The following is a 20,271-nucleotide window of genomic DNA, read 5'->3' as shown; positions in this document are numbered from 1 at the left end:
TTTATGCCTCAAAGCCTGCAAGCGGGGTTTTTATTACACCATCAAAATTATCAGGAAAGCAGTCTTATCATTGATGTATTTACTCAGACATCCGGACGTGTTTCGCTGATAGCCAAAGGCGTCAGACGCCAAAAGGCAAAATATCTGGGTTTGTTGCAACCTTTTGTCCCGCTAAATATTAGCTATATTGGTTCGGGAAATCTTAAAACGTTAAGCCATGTAGAAGCAGGCCAGTCAGATACGATTCTTCCTGGTCTTAATACATACTGTGGTTTTTATCTCAATGAACTCTTAAGGCGCTTTATACCCGTTGGCGAGCCTTATCCTGATGTATTCCTTAATTATTTGACCTGTTTACAGCAATTAAAGTCGACTCGCGAGATTGAGGCGGCCTTACGTACCTTTGAGATTCAGTTACTACAAGCGATAGGTTACGGCTTACAATTAGATGTTGATTACCTGACACAGTTACCCATTCAAGCAGTCCACACCTATCAATACGACATAGAGCAGGGGGCAACCATTAATGATAATGGTCAGGTTCATGGTGCCACACTGATCGCAATGCGATATGGAAAGTATAGCGATACCCAGCAATTAAATGCAGCTAAGCAACTAATGCGCCAGATTATCGACTTTTATTTGCAAGGTAAGCCCCTGAAAAGTCGTATTTTAATTTCTAAACTTATACAAAAAAAATCATGCAAAAGCAATTAATCTTGTTAGGGGTCAATATTGACCATATAGCCACCTTAAGACAGGCAAGAGCCACAAGTTACCCTGAGCCAATACAGGCTGCCTTAATAGCTGAGCAGGCAGGAGCTGATAGTATTACGGCTCATTTGCGCGAAGACCGTCGTCATATGCAAGATCGAGATATGTATTTGTTAAAGGATATCATCCACACGCGGCTAAATTTTGAAATGGCAGTGACAGATGAAATGCTCAAAATTGTCAGCCAGGTAAAACCTTTTGCCTGTTGTCTGGTACCCGAAAAAAGAGAGGAGTTAACCACAGAAGGGGGCTTGGATGTTGCTTCGAGTCTGGATAAGATGAAACACGCTTGTGCATATCTGGCAGAGTCTGATATAGAAGTGTCGCTTTTTATTGACCCTGAAGTACGGCAGATAGATGCTGCTGTTAGCGCTGGTGCGCCAGTGATAGAGTTGCATACCGGGCGTTACGCAGATGCAGTTAATCAACAACAACGCAAGACTGAACTAGAGCGGATCCAGAAAGCTGCAAGTTATGCTCACAGTGCGGGGCTGCAAGTTAATGCGGGCCATGGTTTAACTTTATACAATGTTGAAGAGATCTGCAAAATACCTGAAATTGTTGAATTAAATATCGGCCATGCCATTATTGCCCAAGCCGTTTTTTCGGGTTTAGAAATAGCAGTTAGAGATATGAAACGTACTATGAGAAATGCAAGACTCTAATGCATCATATAAGTTTTCATCAACTTACATCAATTGGAGATAGAGCAGAAAATCAGGATTATATGCTCTATAAAATTGATAAAGATTATGCTTTATTTTTGGTGGCAGATGGCTTAGGCGGGCACTAGGCATTGCTGCCCGGTTGTTTTGCCAGAGTTTTATGCAGCTTACTACTGAATATGCTCATTTAATTAATCAGGCACCTGAAAAAACCGTACTAAAGTGGTTTAATAATGCCATTGATAAGATGGCAAAAGGATTTTACGATATTCCTGATGCTCAAAATGCTTATACTACGTGTACCATTTTAATTCTAACTGATTAAAGAAGTATTAATGTTCATTGCGGTGATTCACGTACTTACCGAATCAATCAAAATGACATTATATGGCGGACCAAAGACCATTCGATTCCGCAGCAATTATTTGATGAAGGTGTACTGGCTGAGCATAAAATGGACACACACCCGAAACAAAATCAACTCACCAGAAGTATTTGCATCACTAATAAATTCAAACCTGATATTCATGTTTCTTTCGCTCCACAGATAGGAGAAACTTTTATTCTTTGTAGCGATGGCTTTTGGGCATTCACCAAGGAACATGAGTTTGTCGCTTTGGCTAATACAGAACTGTAAAAGTTACATTTGGAAAAGCAAGCGGAAACGGTTCTTTTGCGTGCACCTGGAAAAAGTGACAATCTTACAGTACAGTGGTTAAGAATTGGGGAATAGAATCAAAGGCTGCATAAAAATGGGAATAAGCTTGATAAGCCGCAAAACCAGCTAAAATAATAAAGATAAAGCCACTCAAACGATGTAATGATGTCAGTGGTATTTTTTTTAATAAAGTACGACCAGCGATAACACCCAAAATTGATGTGGTCGCTAATGCGAGTGTAGATCCAATCCAGATTGCCTCAGGTAGGGCAGTGCTGCTCAATGCAACAACAGCGAGCTGAGTCTTGTCACCGAATTCAGCTACACTAATTAACAGGAAGGTGGTAAAGAAAATATTATGGCCACTTTTTTCTTGTAGCTGTTCTTCTTCCTCTTCAACACCGTTAAAAAATAATGCGTGGATTCCATAGCTTGCAAAAAGTACGCAAACAAGTGCGGCAACAATATAAGCAGGAACCCAGCTAGCAATGGCTACCCCAAAGATCACTGCCAGGGTATTAAGTAAAGCAAAAGCTATGACAGCCCCTAGAATAATTGGCATAGCACGGTGTTTAGCTGCCAGGGTCATGCAAACCAATTGGCTTTTGTCGCCCATTTCAGCTGCAATAATTAGAGCATAGCTGGTACTAACAGGCGTAAACCAGTTAAAAAAAGATGTGGGCAGATGTAAGGACAAAAAATCCATAGTATATCGTCTTGCGAGTAATAAATAGTTAGTTGGGCGTGGAAAGTACTAAATTCATTTTTTTATACGAATGAACTCGAACCAGTCATCAATCACTATATTAATCACGACCAATAATTTCAATTGCATTGGCATCAGGATCACGGAAAAATAAAGCTTTGCGCCCGGATTTGCTCATTGTATAAAAAATATTATTTTTTTCCAGAGAATCACGTACTAAATCAAAATTATCGACTGTTAACGCGACATGCCGATCACGGCCACCATGCTCAGGCCTTCCTGTTGTCGGATCAATATTATCTAATAAAAGAATGTGCAATTGTTGATTTTCACCTAGCTGAAACCATGCACCTGGAAAGCCCAAATCAGGTCGCGCCACCTGCTGTAAGCCGATAATTTCAGTATAAAATTTAGTAGAAGCGTCTAAATCAGAAATCATTAGACTGGAGTGATGTAATAAAAAGTTTAATTTTGCCATGTAAATAATATGTTTGTTGAGATGTAATTATATATTTACACCTGTAAATGTTGCTCTTTTATAGTTCTGTATATAAAAAAAGGATGCTAAAAACGCCCGATAAATGTAAATATAAGCTTTTCTACAGCTTTATACATAAAGCACTAAATCAATTTTAACACTCCTGCTGCAATCTTGGCATTTAAAGGACAGGTAATCAACAAAATTGAGTTCACCGAAGTTGATTAAAAAGCAGTCATTCACTGTGTGATAAAAAATTATAGTGATGCTATCAAAAAAGAGACGAACCAAATTTTGAAAGGCAGATAACGAAGTAAACCAACTCATGAATGGCTGCCATTTTCGCTGCTTAATCCCCGGACAAGCATACAGAACACTAGTCAGAAAAGCTCACTCTCTGATTAGACCGAAACTGTAATATAAATATACTGTATCTGATGAAAGTGCAATTACAAGCGCTTCGGTGCAATACTGAGGTTAAGGAGATGGAGTAGCAACTGGAGCAATGTTGTCAGTTAGTTGACCAGACCAATATGGCTTATATATAGCGCTTTGCCAAATTATTAAAGCAATAAAACAGGTATTTGAAATGACGCTAAAAACCAACTGACAACAGCTCAATATGAGTGTTGGAGTAATTAGAAAGCGCGCTTGAGAAATTCAGGATACAGGGTATTCCAAATTTAAAATCAAACCAATATATTCCTGATAATTGCCGTATGTTCTCTATTTGAGCATAAATGCACATACAAGACCGTCGGGAAGAGTCCACAAACTTTTTTAGTGTATTGTTGTATTGGAAAAGGATTTACAAACTGGATATTTCAAGTAATTCAAACTATGCTGTAAGTAATTAGTAAGAAATCCGACTTAGTTTTAATATTGGCAAGAATTATTAAATAAGCTCACTAACTTAAAAACTCATCCGGTTAATCTTTAAATATCCGGGAAAAGAAGGTTACCATGAAACAGACGAATTATCCTGAAGACTGGCCTGATATAGATAGTGCCTATTACAAGCGCTCGGTAATGTTATTTGGAGCAGTTAAAAAATTATTGAGTGTTAACCTCAAATTATTTGCCGACGAGCAAACTCTTCAAGGCGATATTTTCTTATTCAATCATTTTTCCCGTTTCGAAACATTTATTCCTCAATTCCTGCTGTATGAAAAAACCGGTGTTTATAGTTGCGCTATCGCATCGGGTGAGTTTTTTAGTGAAACTAACTTTTTGTCAAATTACCTTAAAGAAGTAGGTGTTTTTCCGCATGATCATCCACGTCTGTTTGCCATGTTAGCGGGGCAGATATTACGCGGTCGTAAAGTCATTATTTTTCCAGAAGGTGGTATGGTAAAAGATCGTCGTGTTATCGATAAAAAAGGCCACTATAGTATTTATTCACGCATTGCCGGTAACAGGCGTAAGCAACATACTGGCCCTGCTGTTTTAGGTCAGGGTGTAGAGGCGTTGAAAGCTGCTATTCGTTATGCGTTTAATGAAAGAGATATGGATCGCTTGCAGCATTGGAAAGAGCTGCTTAAATTTGAAAATCTTGACGAGCTCATGGCTTCAGCACTCAAGCCTACCTTAATTGTACCTTCCAATATTACCTTTTACCCAATTCGTGCTTCGGAAAACCTGTTGTTTAAAAGCGTGGAGTTGCTTTCTAAAGGAATGACGCTGCGGCAATCTGAAGAATTATTAATCGAAAGTAATATTATGCTCAAAGATACGGATATGGATATACGTATGGGAAACCCTGTCAATCCATGTTGTGTCTGGGGTAAGCATACACATTATATGATGGATAAAGTGGCACCAAATATTGTTGAACTTGATGATGTATTCAAACTGAAGACTGCGCCCAGAAATTGGAGGGAACGTTTGTTAGGCCATTATTTTGTTAATAATGCAAAATGTGCACGCAATCAATACATGCATAGAATTTATGCGAATGTGACGGTGAATCTAAGTCATTTAGCCTCGACGCTAATCATGAGCCTTATCACTGCTAATAGGCAACAGATCACTAAAAAACAATTTTATACAGTTCTGTATATTGCTATTAAAACCTTACAGAAGAAAACCACTATTCATTTACATCGCAGTTTGTTAAACCCTTATGAGTATGGTGACTTGATTTATGGAACTAATTCTCGTTTTGATCAATTTATCTGTATTGCCAAAGAAGCTGAACTGATTAGCGAGGAGGACGGGTGTTATCATTTTTTACCCAAATTATGCGCCGATCATGATTTTGACCAGATTCGTCTGGAAAATCCTATTGCTGTCTATAACAACGAAGCTGAACCTTTACGCATTATTCGTGATCACCTAATGGATGCTGATCGTAGCTATTTTAAAATTGATCCCTGTCAGTTAGCCGCCTGGCATTTTGAGGATGAGCAACTCAATCTGGCTTTTGAACAAAAAAGCTTTAGCCCTAAAACCAGTGATGCAATAACAGAGCAACTGGAAACAGTCACGGCGGATCCCACTCCATTTTTTATTCAAGCTGAAGAGCCCAATGGCTATGGAATATTATTGATACATGGTTTGTTAGCCAGCCCGGCTGAATTGCGTGAATATGGTCATTACCTTGCACAGCAAGGATATACAGTGCTGGGTATTAGAATTCAAGGGCACGGTACTTCACCTTATGCTTTACGAGAATTGAGTTATCAACAATGGTTTCAAGGTGTGCAAAGGGGTTTCAATGTTTTGCAGGCGCATTGTCCCAGGATGTTTGTTATCGGCTTTTCAACCGGTGGTGCTCTGGGACTGAAACTTGCGGCGGAAAGACATAGTGAAATACTAGGCGTAGTTGCTGTATCAGTACCGATAAAATTTGTAAATTCTACCTTCATGCTAGTGCCATTGTTACATAACACGAATACTTTTGTGCAATGGATGTCATCATTTGAAGGTGTAAAACCTTTTATCGAAAACGCCCCTGAACACCCTGAAATCAACTATCACAATACTCCTGTAAGAGCTTTGTACGAACTACGCATGTTAATCCAGGATATTGAAAAATTATTGCCTGATATACAAACACCTTCTTTATTAATTTATGCTGATCAGGATCCAGTAGTGTCAATTCAGAGTGCTGAGACCGTGTTCAAAAAACTGGGTGCAATAGAAAAAAAATTGCATGTCATCAATGCCGATCGACATGGCATATTAATGGAAAATATCAACAATATATGGTGCTTGATTGATGACTTTTTGAAGCAACAATGTCACTTTCTGGAGAATGAAAATATACAGGTACACTCTTTACCAACACGGGAGATAGTCTCATGAAAAACGTGGTAATTGCAGCCTACGCAAGGTCGCCGTTCACTCCGGCTAATAAAGGTGCTCTGATGACTGTCAGAGCAGATGATATGACAGCACAAGTCGTGAAAGCACTGATTGCTAAATCGGGTATTGATGCAAATGATATAGAAGATTTAATTCTGGGATGTGCTTTCCCTGAAGGAGAGCAAGGAATGAATATGGCTCGACTGGTAGTTTATCTGGCAGAGCTCCCGGTTAGTGTCGCGGGTGTAACAATTAATCGATTTTGTGGTTCATCTATGCAGGCCATACATTTTGCAGCGGGTGCAATCCAGATGGATGCAGGTGATGCCTATATTTGTGCGGGTGTTGAGTCGATGAGCCGGATACCTATGGGAGGGTACAATTATTTACCTAACCCGGAGCTATATCAACGCTATCCCCAGGCATATATCAATATGGGTGAAACAGCTGAAAATCTGGCAAATAAATATCATATCTCACGGTTTGATCAGGAGGTTTTTGCACTATTGAGTCAGCAAAAAGCATATCTAGCCCAGCAGCAAGGCTTGCTGGACGAGGAAATTATTCCAATCGTATCCAGTCGCGGGACGCAAATTATTCGGGATACATGTCTGCGCCCTGATTCCAATGCGGAGAGCATGGCTGAGTTGAAACCAGCATTTTCATCAGATGGTAGTGTTACCGCGGCCACGTCTTCACCGCTTACCGATGGTGCTGCTGCAGTGCTGGTCTGTAGTGAGGAGTATGCCGATGCTCATGGATTAGCAAAATTAGCGCGTATTAAAGCGATAGCCGTATCCGCCTGTTTGCCAGAAATTATGGGTATTGGCCCTGTTGCTGCGACAAAAAAAGCACTACAACGGGCTAAATTATCTCTGTCTGATATGGACATAGTTGAACTTAATGAAGCCTTTTCTGCTCAAAGTCTGGCTGTATTACAGGATTTACCAATTGCTGCAGAGAGGCTGAATATTGATGGTGGAGCAATCTCTTTAGGGCATCCCTTAGGTGCTACCGGTGCTCGAATTACAGGTAAGGCGGCGAGTCTGCTGCAGCGTGAGAAGAAACAATTTGCTCTGGCAACTCAATGTATAGGAGGAGGTCAAGGCATTGCAACGATACTGGAGGCAGTGTCATGAATATTGAAAAAGTTGCCGTTATTGGTGCAGGTGTGATGGGGAGTGGTATTGCCGCTCACATAGCTAATGCTGGCATTCCAGTCTATTTACTGGATATTGTGGCTAAAGACAGCAGTCAGCGTAATACTATTGCTGAAGGTGCTATAGCAAAAATGCTAAAAACCAGGCCAGCACCGTTTATGCACAGCAAAAATGCCCGATTGATTACTGCGGGTAATATAGAAGACGATTTAGAGCAACTGGCAGAGGTCGACTGGGTGATTGAAGCTGTGATTGAAAATCCGGCTATCAAACAGGAATTGTATCAAAAGCTAGATCGTATCTGTGGGCCTAATACGCTGATCTCCTCAAATACCTCAACTTTGCCGCTGAAAATATTATCCGCTAAGCAGACAGGTAGTTTTAAGCGGCGCTTTATGATTACGCATTTTTTTAACCCGCCGCGTTATATGCGCTTGCTGGAGTTAGTGACTTCAGCTGAGTTGGATCAAGATCTATTTCAGGCTGTTTGTGATTTTGCTGATGTTAAATTAGGTAAGGGTAACGTACTCTGTAAAGACACACCTGGATTTATTGCCAATCGTATTGGTACATTCTGGATGCAAACGGCAGTATTGGAAGCCATTGAACTTAAGTTGAGTGTTGAGCAATGTGATGCTGCACTGAGTCTGTTTGGTATTCCCAAAACAGGCATATTTGGTTTATTAGATTTAATCGGGCTGGATTTAATGCCGCATGTACTCAATAATTTTAAACAGGTGTTAAAGCCTGAAGACCGATTGCATAGCATTACTGCGGTGCCGCAGATATTACAAACCATGATTTCAGAGGGCAATACCGGACGTAAGGGCAAGGGAGGTTTCTATCGTTTACAAGCCGAAGGTAAAACAAAAATTAAACAGGTGATTGATCTACAGCGGGGGACTTATCATCTGAGCAAACGTTTTAAAATTGAAGGAATAACACATAATCCGGCTGATTTAAGACAATTTCTTGAAGCTGATGATGCACTGAGTATTTATGCATGGCGAGTATGGTCAGCCACCTTTATTTATGCTGCGGAATTAATCCCGGAAATTGCAGATAATATTAATGCTATAGATAGTGCAATGCGGCTTGGTTATAACTGGCGGTATGGGCCATTTGAACTGTTAGACCGTTTAGGAGTCGAATGGTTTATGCAAAAAATCAAACCAGAGCACCAGCTTTTGCCTGAACTTATCGTTGATGGGAAAAGCTTATACCGCACTGAGTCAGGTCTTTTGCAATACCGGGATAAGTCAGGCAATTACCGCCCGATAGAGCGAGCAGACGGGGTTATACTGCTTAGTGATATCAAATTACAAAAACCGGCTATTCAGGAAAATGCATCAGCAAGCCTCTGGGATATTGGCGATGGCATAGTTTGTCTGGAATTTCACAGCAAAATGAATACGCAGAATCCTGATACGATGGGCTTAATTCAGCAAAGTATTGCTATAGTCTCGGCTGAATACAAAGCTATGGTTATTTATAATGAAGGTGAACATTTTTCAGCAGGCGCCAATTTAAACTTATTGGCACCTGCAATTCTTGGCGGAGATTGGGATACTGTCAAATCGATAGTGCAATTAGGTCAAAATACTTTTCGAGCATTAAAGTACGCGCCTTTTCCGGTCGTTGCCGCACCTTCTGGACTGGCTTTAGGGGGCGGCTGTGAAATCTTACTTCACTGTGATGCTATTCAGGCGCATGCCGAGTTATACATGGGGCTAGTGGAAGTCGGTGTCGGTCTGGTGCCCGCCTGGGGGGGCTGTAAGGAACTTTTAGGGCGTTGGTTAACATTACCGAAACGTCCCGGAGGTCCAATGCCAGCAATTGCGCAAACTTTTGAAACCATTGGACTTGCTAAAGTATCCGGATCGGCTCAGGAAGCTAAAGAGTTATTATATATGGCCAATTCTGATGTTATTAGCATGAATAAATCACGCTTGCTGGCTGATGCCAAAGCGCGAGCACTGGCTTTGGTAAATGATTACCAAATACCAGAACAGGTTGTCTATCAACTGCCCGGGAAAAGTGCCTGGTCAGCTTTGGCTATCACAATAGATTCAATGCATAAAGCGGGCAAGGCATCAGCCTATGATGTACAAATAACTCAGCAACTGGCACGGGTATTAAGTGGTGGTGATGCTGATATTACTCAGCCTTTAACTGAACAGAATATACTTGATTTAGAGCTTGAAAGCTTTATATATCTGGTGCAACAGCCTGGTACGCTGGCTCGACTGGAACATATGCTTAAAACCGGAAAACCGCTCAGAAATTAATATAGAGGTATCCCATGTCAGAATTAGTCTTGTTTATTGTTTTAATCGTGATTATTAGCCTATTTATAACACCGGTACGACGTAATTTTCTTACCCGTCTGTTGTTCAATAAAATGCGTAAGGCTTTGCCTAAAATGTCACAAACCGAACGCGAGGCTCTGGAAGCAGGTGATACCTGGTGGGATGCTGAATTATTTACGGGTAACCCTGACTGGCAAAAACTCAAAGATTTGCCCGCTGTAAGTTTAACTGATGAGGAGCAGGCTTTTATCGATGGTCCAGTGGAGACTTTATGCAGCATGTTAGATGACTGGGATATTACTCATATGCGTCGTGATTTGTCTACGGCAGTCTGGGACTTTATTAAACAAAACCGATTTTGTGGCATCATTATCCCTAAACAATATGGGGGTTTAGAGTTTGGTGAATTTGCACATTCGCAGATTGTTATGAAAATCGCCAGTCGTAGTACCTCAGCAGCTGTTACGGTCATGGTACCTAATTCTTTGGGGCCTGCTAAATTACTACTTGCTTATGGCAGTGAAGAACAAAAAAATCACTACCTGCCGCGCCTGGCAGAGGGAAAGGAAATACCGGCCTTTGCACTGACCGGGCCTCAGGCTGGAAGTGATGCGGGGGCAATGCCTGATACCGGCGTTGTTTGTTATGCTGAATTTGCAGGCAAAGAACAATTAGGTATCCGTTTAAATTGGGAAAAACGCTATATCACCCTGGGACCGGTAGCGACAGTATTGGGTTTGGCATTTAAGCTCTATGACCCGGAACATTTATTGGGCGATAAAGGTGAATTAGGTATTACCGTGGCGCTGATACCAACAAATACGGCAGGGATTTCCATAGGTAAGCGACATTTTCCATTAGACTCCGCTTTTCAGAATGGGCCTAATTGGGGGAAAGATGTTTTTATCCCGATAGCCTGGATTATTGGTGGTTCCGAGCGAGTGGGGCAAGGCTGGAAAATGCTAATGCAATGTTTGTCTACAGGGCGTGCGATATCCTTGCCAGCGCTAAGTGTTGGAGCCGCTAAGTTTGTTTGTCGTAACAGCGGTGCCTATGCGCGTGTACGTACCCAATTTAATTTACCGATTGGCGCTTTCGAGGGTATAGAAGAAGTGCTGGCACGTATGGCAGGAACGACTTATTTAATGGATGCAGCGCGCCAGGTTACCTGTGCCGCACTGGATGACGGGCATAAACCTTCGGTTATTTCAGCCATTGTTAAATATCAGTTAACTGAAGGCATGCGGCGTATTATCAATGATGGCATGGATATTCAAGGTGGTTCTGGTATTTGTTTAGGGCCGTCAAATTATATCGGTCGGCTGTATCAAATTATTCCCGTGGGAATTACTGTGGAAGGTGCGAATATTCTGACTCGCACCATGATGATTTTCGGTCAGGGAGCGGTGCGCTGTCATCCTTATATACAGAGCGAAATGACAGCGTTGAATGAAACGGATATCAATATAGCCTTAAAAGATTTTGACAAGGTGTTATGTAAACATATTGGTTTTTTCCTGGCAAATATGGGGAGGAGTTTTTGGTTTGGGCTGAGTAATGCACGTTTTAGCACAACCCCCGGTGATAAAAATACCCGTCGTTATTACCAGCAACTTGCTCGACTTAGTAGCAGTTTTGCATTGACAGCAGATTTTGCACTGCTGACACTGGGAGGTAAATTAAAACGCAAAGAGAGAATCTCGGGTCGTTTGGCTGACGTGCTTAGCCATTTATATCTGTGTTCATGCGCGCTCAAACACTTTGAAGGCCAAGGCTCACAGGAAGATGATATTGCACTCCTGAATTGGGCTTGCCAATATAGCTTACATCGTGCCCAGCAATCCTTACTGGCTGTTTTCTGGTTATTGCCCGCGCGTATACCGGCGTTAATATTACGTAGCGCATTATTTCCATTGGGAAAGCCTTATTTGCCTCCCCAGGATAAGCTTATTGGACAACTTGCTCAGCTACTTTTAAACGATAGCCCGGTTCGGGATCGTTTAACCTCAGGTATATATATTAATGACAATCCGGAAGATGCTACTGGCAGGATAGAAGTTGCATTTAAAGCAGTATTATCCGCAATACCGGTTGAAGTTAAAATACATGCGGCACAAAAACAAGGGAAGTTAGATAAAGGTCCAATCTTATCCATTATCAAAAGTGCAATGGCTAAGAACATCATTAGCCAGGTTGAAGCAGATATACTGAGCACAGCGGAACAAGCCAGATTAGTTGCCATTCAGGTGGATGATTTCGACCCCGAAGAGTTAACCGGTATTTTTTCAAAATGAAATAGGCAGCAAAAAAGAATTTTTAACACGAAGTATACACCCCGCAATTAATGCTAAAATATAAAGACTGAAATTTACAGGTTTGATTAATTATGTTTATTTTTCTGGATTAATTTAATAATGTCTAGATGTTAAATTTTCAAATACCTGACTTATAACTAAGTTGTTAATGCAGTATGGTTATACACCATTTTCATCACCTATCTTCGCATTTAAAATCTCACTATATTCAATAACTCACTAACTGAGTTTTTGGAATGGCAATCGTTTTAAGGCTCAAAAAAGCTGATTAATTAATGAACAAACAGAATATTTACGTAACAGGCGCCGAACAGGGAAGTGGTAAGTCAATTATCATGTTGGCCATAATGGATATGTTATCCGGTTATGCAGGAAAAATCGGTTTTTTTAGGCCGATTATTGAATCTCAAGAAAAGCAGGATGAATTAATTCAACTGGTAAAACATAAGTATCAGATTGAGTTTTCAAATGATGCTATGTACGGCTGCCAGATGAAAGAAGCCCAGGAATTAATTGAAAATAATAAATATGATGAATTATTAAAAAGAATTTTATCTAAATTTCGTGCGCTTAGCGAACAGTGTGAGCATGTATTATGTGTTGGGCCGGATTATGTGGGTGATGATTCTGTTTTTGAATTTGATTTTAATGCAGATCTTGCGAATAATCTGGGTTGCCTGATTATGCCGGTTGTGCAAGGGCAAGGACGTAATGATTTACAAATTATTGATGCTGTTAGCGGGCTCAAACATGCTTTGCAGGAATTTCACTGTGATTTACTGGCTTGCGTGATTAATGGAGTGGCAGTTGAGCAGGTTGAGGCATTGCGTAAACGTTTTAGTCATAAACCTGAGGGTCGATTTCCCGTTTATATTGTGCCGGTTGAACCTTCTTTATTTAAGCCAAGTATGGGTAATATTTCCAGCCAATTAAGTGCGCAAGTCTTGTCTGGAAATAAGCAAACTCTAAATAAGCTGGTGAATAACTATAAAGTGGCAGCCATGCAAGTTCCTAACTTTCTTGAGCTTTTGGACGAGGGGGATTTAATTATTACGCCGGGCGATCGAGCTGATATTATTCTTAGCTGTTTTATGGCATATACCTCTAGCAACTATCCACAGATAGCAGGTTTGTTGTTAACTGGCAAGCAAGGGACTGCGTTTCAGGTACAGCATTTATTAGCGGGTTTAGCCGATATGCCTTTTGCTGTTTTATCGGTTAAGCACGATACTTTTTCAACAGCTATGCAAATAAAAGATGTAAAATCGCGCTTTTATTCACAAGATGAGCGAAAAATTGCGACAGCATTAGGTCTTGTTGAGGCGAATCTGGATTTTTCGGAACTGAGGCAGCGTATCAGTGCCGAGCACCCTGAGAGGGTGACGCCATTAATGTTTGAATATGAGCAAATTCAGCGCGCAAAAAAGAATATTAGACATATTGTCTTACCTGAAGGTGACGAAGATCGTATTTTACGTGCGGCACAAATCTTACTGTTAAGAAAAATTGTAAAAATTACTCTTTTAGGTGATGTTGACAAAATACAGCAAAAAATTCAGAGCCTCGGCCTGCAATTAGACGATATTAATATAATTGATCCTTTAAAATCTGAGTTACGTGCCTTATATGCTGAAGCATATTTTAATCTACGTAAAGAGAAAGGCATTACTTATGATATGGCTTATGATATTATGTCTGACGTAAGCTATTTTGGAACTATGATGGTGCATTTAAATCATGCTGATGGCATGGTTTCAGGAGCAGTACATACTACACAGCATACGATACGCCCCGCTTTTCAAATCATTAAAACCAGGCCAGGTACCTCAATAGTATCCAGTGTGTTTTTTATGTGTCTGGAAGATAGAGTATTGGTTTATGGTGATTGCGCGATTAATCCTGATCCAAATGCTCAACAATTGGCCGATATTGCAGTGAGTGCAGCAGAAACCGCAAAGATGTATAATATATCGCCACGCATTGCAATGCTGTCTTATTCTACCGGAGAGTCAGGTAAGGGGGCGGCAGTGGATAAAGTGCGGCAAGCAGTAGCTATAGCTAAACGTGCACACCCTGAATTAAAAATAGAAGGTCCTATGCAATATGATGCAGCCGTTGATGCTGGCGTTGCCAGGACAAAATTACCTAATAGTGAAGTGGCAGGGAACGCGAATGTGTTTATTTTTCCTGACCTAAACACAGGTAATAATACCTATAAAGCGGTGCAACGTTCTACTGGGGCAATAGCAATAGGACCAATTTTGCAAGGTTTGAATAAGCCTGTAAATGATTTAAGTCGTGGTTGTACAGTAACTGATATCGTTAATACAGTTGTTATGACAGCCATACAATCACAATCTGAAAACTAAACTAAAAATAGAGGATAATAAGCAATATGTTCAAATTATTACTTGATACGGCTGATGTAGCAAAAATCGCTGAAATTAATGAATACTTACCTGTAGCAGGGGTTACAACAAACCCGTCTATTATGGCAGGTTCTGGTAAAGGGGTAAATTATGTATTGCCTGCTATCGTTGAAGTTTTAGGTGAAGACGCACTGCTTTTCGTACAGGCACTGAGTACTACTGTTGATGGTATCATTGAAGAAGCTAATAAACTGGTAGCCTTGCCTTATAATATTGTAGTCAAAATTCCTGCTACACCGATTGGTCTGGCGGCAATGAAGAGATTACAACCAACTGATATACGTACTTTAGCGACAGCTATCTATACAGTACAGCAAGGTTTTTTTGCGGCAATCAATGGCGCTGATTACATGTCACCTTATCTTAACCGTATTGATACGTTGAATAATGATGGTGTAGGCGTTTGTGCTGAAATTCAGCATTTGTTGAATCAGCATGAATTATCAACCATTCTTACACCAGCAAGTTTTAAATCGAATCAACAAGTAATGGATGTTTTAGCAACAGGTTGTGGAGCTATAACATTGCCAGTTGATGTGATTGAGCAAATGGTTAATTTTCCAGCGGTACAGCCAGCGGTTGAGCGATTTAATAAAGATTGGTCTGCTGCTTTCGGTGATAAATTATCTTATAACAGCTAATATCTGAATGTTATAACAATCGTAAAACAGGATTTTGCCGGCCACGGAAGGCGGCGCGGTTGATGGATTTGTACTCAAATGTCCATATCTTTTTTTCTAAGCAGAAAAAATAGCTATATAGACTAATGGAGCATTCCCCTTTGGGTTGCACATGGAGGATGCAGCAGATTATGGTATAAAAAATTCATGGTCGAATGGTTTATTTTCTTGTATAAGTTTTATGCCTAAGACAACTGATGCAATAAAGAACACTTGCGGCTAATAAATGAATTTATGAAAGCAGATAAAACAATATCGATAAAAGTAAAATCAAAAACTGAACAACGTATCATGGAAGATCCTGAACTTGAAATGATATCTGTATGGAATTTTAAAAAAATTCTTTATGCGCTCATCGTATTAATACTTTTAGTTATGCTTCCCGCATATTATTTCAGTAGTCTGAATGACAGTGAAACTGAAAAACCTCCCTCTGAAGAAAATGAGTTTGTTACAAACCATGTAGATTCCGTCAAAGAAACGGCTATTAACAAGCCAGCAATAGAAAATTCATCAAATATTACTCTAGCAAATAAAGCACAAGTTGATGTTGTCAATGATGTGCAACAGACTCCTGTAAAAGAAACTATTGCTCAGCAGCACCGTGTTGATAGTTCTGCAACTGATGATGCATCAGAGAAAATAGCCAAACAAGCAATACAAAAAGAAGTTGTTATAGCGAACGTACAAAAGATTCCAACCAATAATATTGAAGAGTTCAATCCTAATATTACCCGTGCTCAATTTGCACAGGGAGTTAATAAGCTAGAACCTTTTGGTGAAATTGAATTGCCAATTCTTGTCGATAAGAGTAAGGCGAAAAGCGTTACTTATTTCACGGAAGTGAAAAATATGCAAGGTAAAACTGTATTTCATGAATGGTTAAAAGACGGCAAATCTATTTATAAACGAAAAATTAATATTAGAGGTGATAGATGGCGTGTTTCTACTAGTAAACTATTTCCTTATAATTCTATAGGACAGTGGCAGGTACGAATTATTAACCAGCAAGGGGATATATTACATAAAATTGATTTTTCAGTTGAAAAAAGTAAATAAAATAATAATTTTTATTATTTTTGTTATAGTTAAACTTGAATAATGATGTTTTCTGAATGAAAATAATCATTAAATGAATAGTAGTATTTTAAAAGGTTAACAAATATGACTGATTTAAATAATTTATCTGTCAATGAATTACAATCAATGATAGAAAATGCAGAAGCTGCATTAAAAGTTAAACAAGCAAGCCAACGTAAAGAAGTTTTTACACAGATTAAAGCACTGGCGGCTTCAATAGGTGTCACCGTTGAAATTCATGAAGCAGAAAAAATGCACAAGCGTAAAGGTGCTAAAGTAGCTCCCAAATATCGCAACCCTGATGATGCAAGTCAGACTTGGACTGGACGAGGAGTTATGCCTAAGTGGATGCGCGCACTTAATGAGTCAGGTCGGGATAAATCTGAATTTTTGATTTAGTGCTTAATCGTTTCGATTTAAAAAAGCGGCCATTAGAGTCGCTTTTTTTATGTTTATTTTTTTAGATAGTTTCATTATGTGGATACAAAAAGAATTCCAACTAGCAGCAAAATCCAGAGGATTTCATTTGATAACAAGTGAGGTTTTGCGAGCAATTCCAGATATCAATCAAATTGAATATGGCTTATTTAATTTATTTATTAAACATACCTCAGCATCATTAACAGTTAATGAAAATGCAGATGTGACTGTCAGAACAGACTTTGAAAGCCATTTTAATATCTTTGTCCCTGAAAGAGCACCTTATTATCAACATGATTACGAAGGCGATGATGATATGCCCGCACATTTAAAAAGTAGTATATTAGGCGTTAGTATTAATATACCTATTACTCAAGGCCAATTAAACCTGGGTATATGGCAGGGTATATATTTGTGCGAGCATCGTAATCATGGCGGTAGTCGTTCAGTCATTGCAACAATATCTGGTAAGGCTTATGAATAAAGCTATAAATCTCGCTTTTGAGGAGTATGGCGAGTCGACAGCACCTGCTTTACTAATACTACACGGATTTTTTGCTTCATCGCGAAACTGGCGTCAAATTGCCAGAAAATTAGCCGAATATCAGCATGTCTATCTTGTTGATATGCGTAATCATGGCGCATCAGCGCATGATTCAATAATGGATTATCCTTCCATGGCAGCAGATATAGAATTATTGCTCGATAAACAGCAATTGGCTAAGGTAAATATATTAGGCCATAGTATGGGCGGTAAAGCAGCCATGTGGCTCGCATTATCACGGCCTGAGCGAATTAATCATTTAATTGTAGTCGATATCGCACCCGTCAGTTATCGTCATAGCTTTGATAATCTTATTCGGGCATTACAACTATTACCTTTAGAGCAGCTTACTAATAGAAAACAGGCAGATAACTTATTATCTGCAGCAATACCCGAATCAAGTTTCAGACAGTTTTTATTGCAAAATCTGGTATTGAAAGAGGGCAAATATATTTGGCGTATCGATTTAGATATTTTTGCGAAGACAGCAAATAATATTATTGCTTTTCCGGATACTAATGCGCTTAGTCCTTATCCGGATAAAGTATTATTTTTGGCAGGGGAAACTTCTAATTATGTAGCTAAAGAAAATGTCTATAACTTATTTCCCAAGGCAGAGATTAAAACGATAGCAAAAGCAGGGCACTGGTTACATGCAGAACAGCCTGATGCATTTTGTGATGCAGTGAAGGCTTTTTGCAAGTGTAAAAGCCTTGTTGAGCAGTGCAATCTGAATTAAAAAACTTAAAAATAGACATTACATGAGGTAATAGATATTTCATTTTGATTTTAAATGACTGATATTCAGTTTCTTGCCATTGACAAACTGTACCCCATCAAAGACATAAGTCAGAAGTTTAAAACTTCAGGTTTTTCTCCAGTGGTTTTCAAGCACTCTGAATCAGCTTGAAAACCATGGATAAAATAGTAGTGCGAGAAACCGCATTCCTTGTTTCGACCATTCTAAGTCATACCGTAGTGGTCAATTCTCCCGGATTTCGGGTCTGCATATGTTGCCTGTGAATAGCTGGATAATCATAAAAAGACAGCATGCTTGTTTTCGATTGCTTAGTTACTTGGCCACCTTGGTTATTTTCGAACCCTGCAATCCCATTCCAGCCATCAAACCTTCCTGTCCGAACACGAAGGCATATACATCATCACGGAGCGTCATGGTCGTGAGATTCCTGGCCATACCCTTGTTCATAACGACGACATTGGGCCCCACCCCTACTTCAAAACCATCACTGTTGTCCAGATAGGAAAGCGCATCCTCATTCATAAAGAATAGTGCGTAAGTGAACGATTCCACACCGGCCTGAAAACCGTAAGAACCGGCAACAATATTGTAATAGCCAACAGTCTGGTTATATTTACGCAAGGCACCATTACCGTATTCAGCACCACCTATAAATCCAGCCTTTAGAACATCAGGAAAAACCAATATGCCTTTTGCACGCGTCGCCAAATATTTAGCCGATGGTGTAGTTTCGTAAAGATTCGCTAAGGCAATATCAACTTCCCGATCCATTTTGGTTGGGTCCACAAATGCAGAGTCCACTTCGCCAACTGATTGACAAGCAGTAAATATTGGAAGAATAATAAAAAATAAACAAATTGATCTAAAAGTATTCATAGAGGGGCCTTTTTATTTTTAAATATTACGCGGATTCAAGTTTCAAGTGCAACTTTGGTTAATATGCGGTTTATGCATTAGTTGTTCGAAAAACTCATCACTAGGTGTTTTATAATTTAAGCTTGTCCTTGTGCGATTATTTAAGCGGTACATGAGAGACCGTCTTAACATGCGAGTGTAAGTTGTCATTAGGTATATATCTGAGCATATATGCTGATAAATATATTCATGACTAATGTTGTTGATCCCATAAATTTATTATATAGCCAACTTGATACTTGGTCAGGGCTTAAAGGAAAGCGAATGAGTGTTTCAATTAAATCAATCGTTTCAAGGGTCACTTAATAATTGTTTAAATCACTAAAAATGAATTCAACTTGTTAGTAGAATCCAAGTTTCTTGATTGTAATCCTTTTTTTAAAAAAAGCTATCGCTCGGCCTTGTTTTAATAAGGTGTAGAAGAAATCCTCTCACCAGGCGGCGTACAATAATCGAGAAAAGGTGATAAACAAGTAAAGAAATTCGAATGTAGAACCTTAGCTAAAATGATATTATAGTTTTTATATTTACTTAAAACTCCACGATCTAAGAACGTGGAGTTTAATTTTTTAAATAGGCACTACATAAACGATGTTCTGATATACCTATATTGTATACAGCCATACATTTTGTATCAGGATATGTTAACTATTACCTTTAAAAACGCCGGACTGTTTTTCAGCTTTGGTGTCACAGATGGTAACCCTAACCCCATTCAATACTCCTATACTTTGGGAATTGGCGGTAAAGGTGTGATACCAAAACGTCCAGACGATAGTTTTGGTATAGCTTGGGCACGGTCGCAGTTTAGTGATCAGTTTGTGCCTTTTCTCCGTGATACCTTTGATCTAGGTTTGAATCATGAGGATGCTATTGAGTTCTATTACACTGCCGCAGTCACGCCCTGGTTTAATGTGAGTCCTAATCTGCAAATAATAAAATCAGGTTTAAATAAAGCGCTTAAAGATGACGAGTTGGTAGATATTCATACGAGTGTAATACCAAGTATACGCATGAATATTTTATTTTAAAAATGAATCGTGTTATGTCATGCTTCTGTTGTATATACTTT

At 39.5% G+C, this 20,271-nt stretch carries 19 protein-coding genes; 16 read left to right on the top strand and 3 right to left on the bottom strand.

The genetic code is table 11. From position 1 onward, the window contains the following. The first annotated feature begins 3 nt into the window (after positions 1-3). From recO to AU255_RS20830, 5 genes are all read left to right on the top strand, one after another. Positions 4-717: a DNA repair protein RecO gene (gene recO / locus AU255_RS11980; protein ID WP_158083112.1), complete on the top strand. Its 714-nt coding sequence runs from the start codon at positions 4-6 to the stop codon at positions 715-717. Then, complete coding sequence (gene pdxJ, locus AU255_RS11975) at positions 702-1,439, top strand: pyridoxine 5'-phosphate synthase (protein ID WP_080523072.1); 738 nt, start codon at positions 702-704, stop codon at positions 1,437-1,439. Before recO ends, pdxJ begins: the two co-directional genes overlap by 16 nt. Then, a complete protein-coding gene (locus tag AU255_RS21120; RefSeq protein ID WP_269844789.1) occupies positions 1,439-1,567 on the top strand; it encodes a hypothetical protein in 129 nt (42 codons plus the stop codon). The genes pdxJ and AU255_RS21120 overlap by 1 nt, the downstream gene beginning before the upstream one ends. A gap of 32 nt (positions 1,568-1,599) precedes the next feature. Beyond that, on the top strand, positions 1,600-1,764 hold the full coding sequence (locus tag AU255_RS20835) for a hypothetical protein (RefSeq protein ID WP_233144628.1): 165 nt from the start codon (positions 1,600-1,602) through the stop codon (positions 1,762-1,764). A gap of 129 nt (positions 1,765-1,893) precedes the next feature. Then, positions 1,894-2,076: a hypothetical protein gene (locus tag AU255_RS20830; RefSeq protein WP_233144627.1), complete on the top strand. Its 183-nt coding sequence runs from the start codon at positions 1,894-1,896 to the stop codon at positions 2,074-2,076. A 64-nt stretch (positions 2,077-2,140) separates the two neighbouring features. Here the strand turns inward: AU255_RS20830 and AU255_RS11965 are convergent, their stop codons facing one another. Then, positions 2,141-2,803: a TMEM165/GDT1 family protein gene (locus AU255_RS11965; RefSeq protein WP_080523071.1), complete on the bottom strand. Its 663-nt coding sequence runs from the start codon at positions 2,801-2,803 to the stop codon at positions 2,141-2,143. A 100-nt stretch (positions 2,804-2,903) separates the two neighbouring features. Then, positions 2,904-3,281, bottom strand: coding sequence for a VOC family protein (locus AU255_RS11960; protein WP_080523070.1), 378 nt, complete (start codon positions 3,279-3,281; stop codon positions 2,904-2,906). Between the two features lie 963 nt (positions 3,282-4,244). On the opposite strand from AU255_RS11960, the gene AU255_RS11955 reads away from it, so the two are divergent. The 10 genes from AU255_RS11955 to AU255_RS11910 all read left to right on the top strand — a co-directional run bounded on the left by AU255_RS11955 (position 4,245) and on the right by AU255_RS11910 (position 18,263). Further along, positions 4,245-6,587: an alpha/beta fold hydrolase gene (locus AU255_RS11955; protein WP_080523069.1), complete on the top strand. Its 2,343-nt coding sequence runs from the start codon at positions 4,245-4,247 to the stop codon at positions 6,585-6,587. Continuing rightward, positions 6,584-7,726 carry a thiolase family protein gene (locus AU255_RS11950; protein WP_080523068.1) on the top strand — a complete coding sequence of 381 codons (1,143 nt, stop codon included), beginning with the start codon at positions 6,584-6,586 and terminating at the stop codon, positions 7,724-7,726. The genes AU255_RS11955 and AU255_RS11950 overlap by 4 nt, the downstream gene beginning before the upstream one ends. After that, positions 7,723-10,035, top strand: coding sequence for a 3-hydroxyacyl-CoA dehydrogenase/enoyl-CoA hydratase family protein (locus AU255_RS11945; protein ID WP_080523067.1), 2,313 nt, complete (start codon positions 7,723-7,725; stop codon positions 10,033-10,035). The genes AU255_RS11950 and AU255_RS11945 overlap by 4 nt, the downstream gene beginning before the upstream one ends. 14 nt (positions 10,036-10,049) lie before the next feature. After that, positions 10,050-12,350 carry an acyl-CoA dehydrogenase gene (locus AU255_RS11940; RefSeq protein ID WP_080523066.1) on the top strand — a complete coding sequence of 767 codons (2,301 nt, stop codon included), beginning with the start codon at positions 10,050-10,052 and terminating at the stop codon, positions 12,348-12,350. 296 nt (positions 12,351-12,646) lie between these two features. Further along, positions 12,647-14,740, top strand: a complete 2,094-nt coding sequence (gene pta, locus AU255_RS11935) for a phosphate acetyltransferase (protein WP_080523065.1) — start codon at positions 12,647-12,649, stop codon at positions 14,738-14,740. 26 nt (positions 14,741-14,766) lie between these two features. Continuing rightward, on the top strand, positions 14,767-15,441 hold the full coding sequence (locus tag AU255_RS11930; protein ID WP_080523064.1) for a transaldolase family protein: 675 nt from the start codon (positions 14,767-14,769) through the stop codon (positions 15,439-15,441). 273 nt (positions 15,442-15,714) lie between these two features. Next, the gene (locus AU255_RS11925; RefSeq protein ID WP_080523063.1) at positions 15,715-16,539 is read left to right on the top strand and encodes a DUF2914 domain-containing protein; all 825 of its coding nucleotides are present in this window, start codon (positions 15,715-15,717) and stop codon (positions 16,537-16,539) included. Positions 16,540-16,644: 105 nt separating this feature from the next. Continuing rightward, a complete protein-coding gene (locus AU255_RS11920) occupies positions 16,645-16,959 on the top strand; it encodes an H-NS histone family protein (RefSeq protein WP_080523062.1) in 315 nt (104 codons plus the stop codon). 76 nt (positions 16,960-17,035) lie between these two features. Next, positions 17,036-17,464, top strand: coding sequence for a secondary thiamine-phosphate synthase enzyme YjbQ (locus AU255_RS11915; RefSeq protein WP_080523358.1), 429 nt, complete (start codon positions 17,036-17,038; stop codon positions 17,462-17,464). Continuing rightward, complete coding sequence (locus AU255_RS11910; protein ID WP_080523061.1) at positions 17,457-18,263, top strand: alpha/beta fold hydrolase; 807 nt, start codon at positions 17,457-17,459, stop codon at positions 18,261-18,263. The genes AU255_RS11915 and AU255_RS11910 overlap by 8 nt, the downstream gene beginning before the upstream one ends. A gap of 333 nt (positions 18,264-18,596) precedes the next feature. Here the strand turns inward: AU255_RS11910 and AU255_RS11905 are convergent, their stop codons facing one another. Further along, complete coding sequence (locus tag AU255_RS11905) at positions 18,597-19,160, bottom strand: lipid-binding SYLF domain-containing protein (RefSeq protein WP_080523060.1); 564 nt, start codon at positions 19,158-19,160, stop codon at positions 18,597-18,599. 680 nt (positions 19,161-19,840) lie between these two features. Between AU255_RS11905 and AU255_RS11900 the strand changes: the two genes are divergently transcribed. Then, a complete protein-coding gene (locus AU255_RS11900) occupies positions 19,841-20,230 on the top strand; it encodes a carbohydrate porin (RefSeq protein WP_080523059.1) in 390 nt (129 codons plus the stop codon). The last annotated feature ends 41 nt before the right edge of the window (positions 20,231-20,271 follow it).

The organism is Methyloprofundus sedimenti (assembly GCF_002072955.1).
GTDB lineage: Bacteria > Pseudomonadota > Gammaproteobacteria > Methylococcales > Methylomonadaceae > Methyloprofundus > Methyloprofundus sedimenti.
This window is presented reverse-complemented; position numbering and strand designations above follow the sequence as displayed.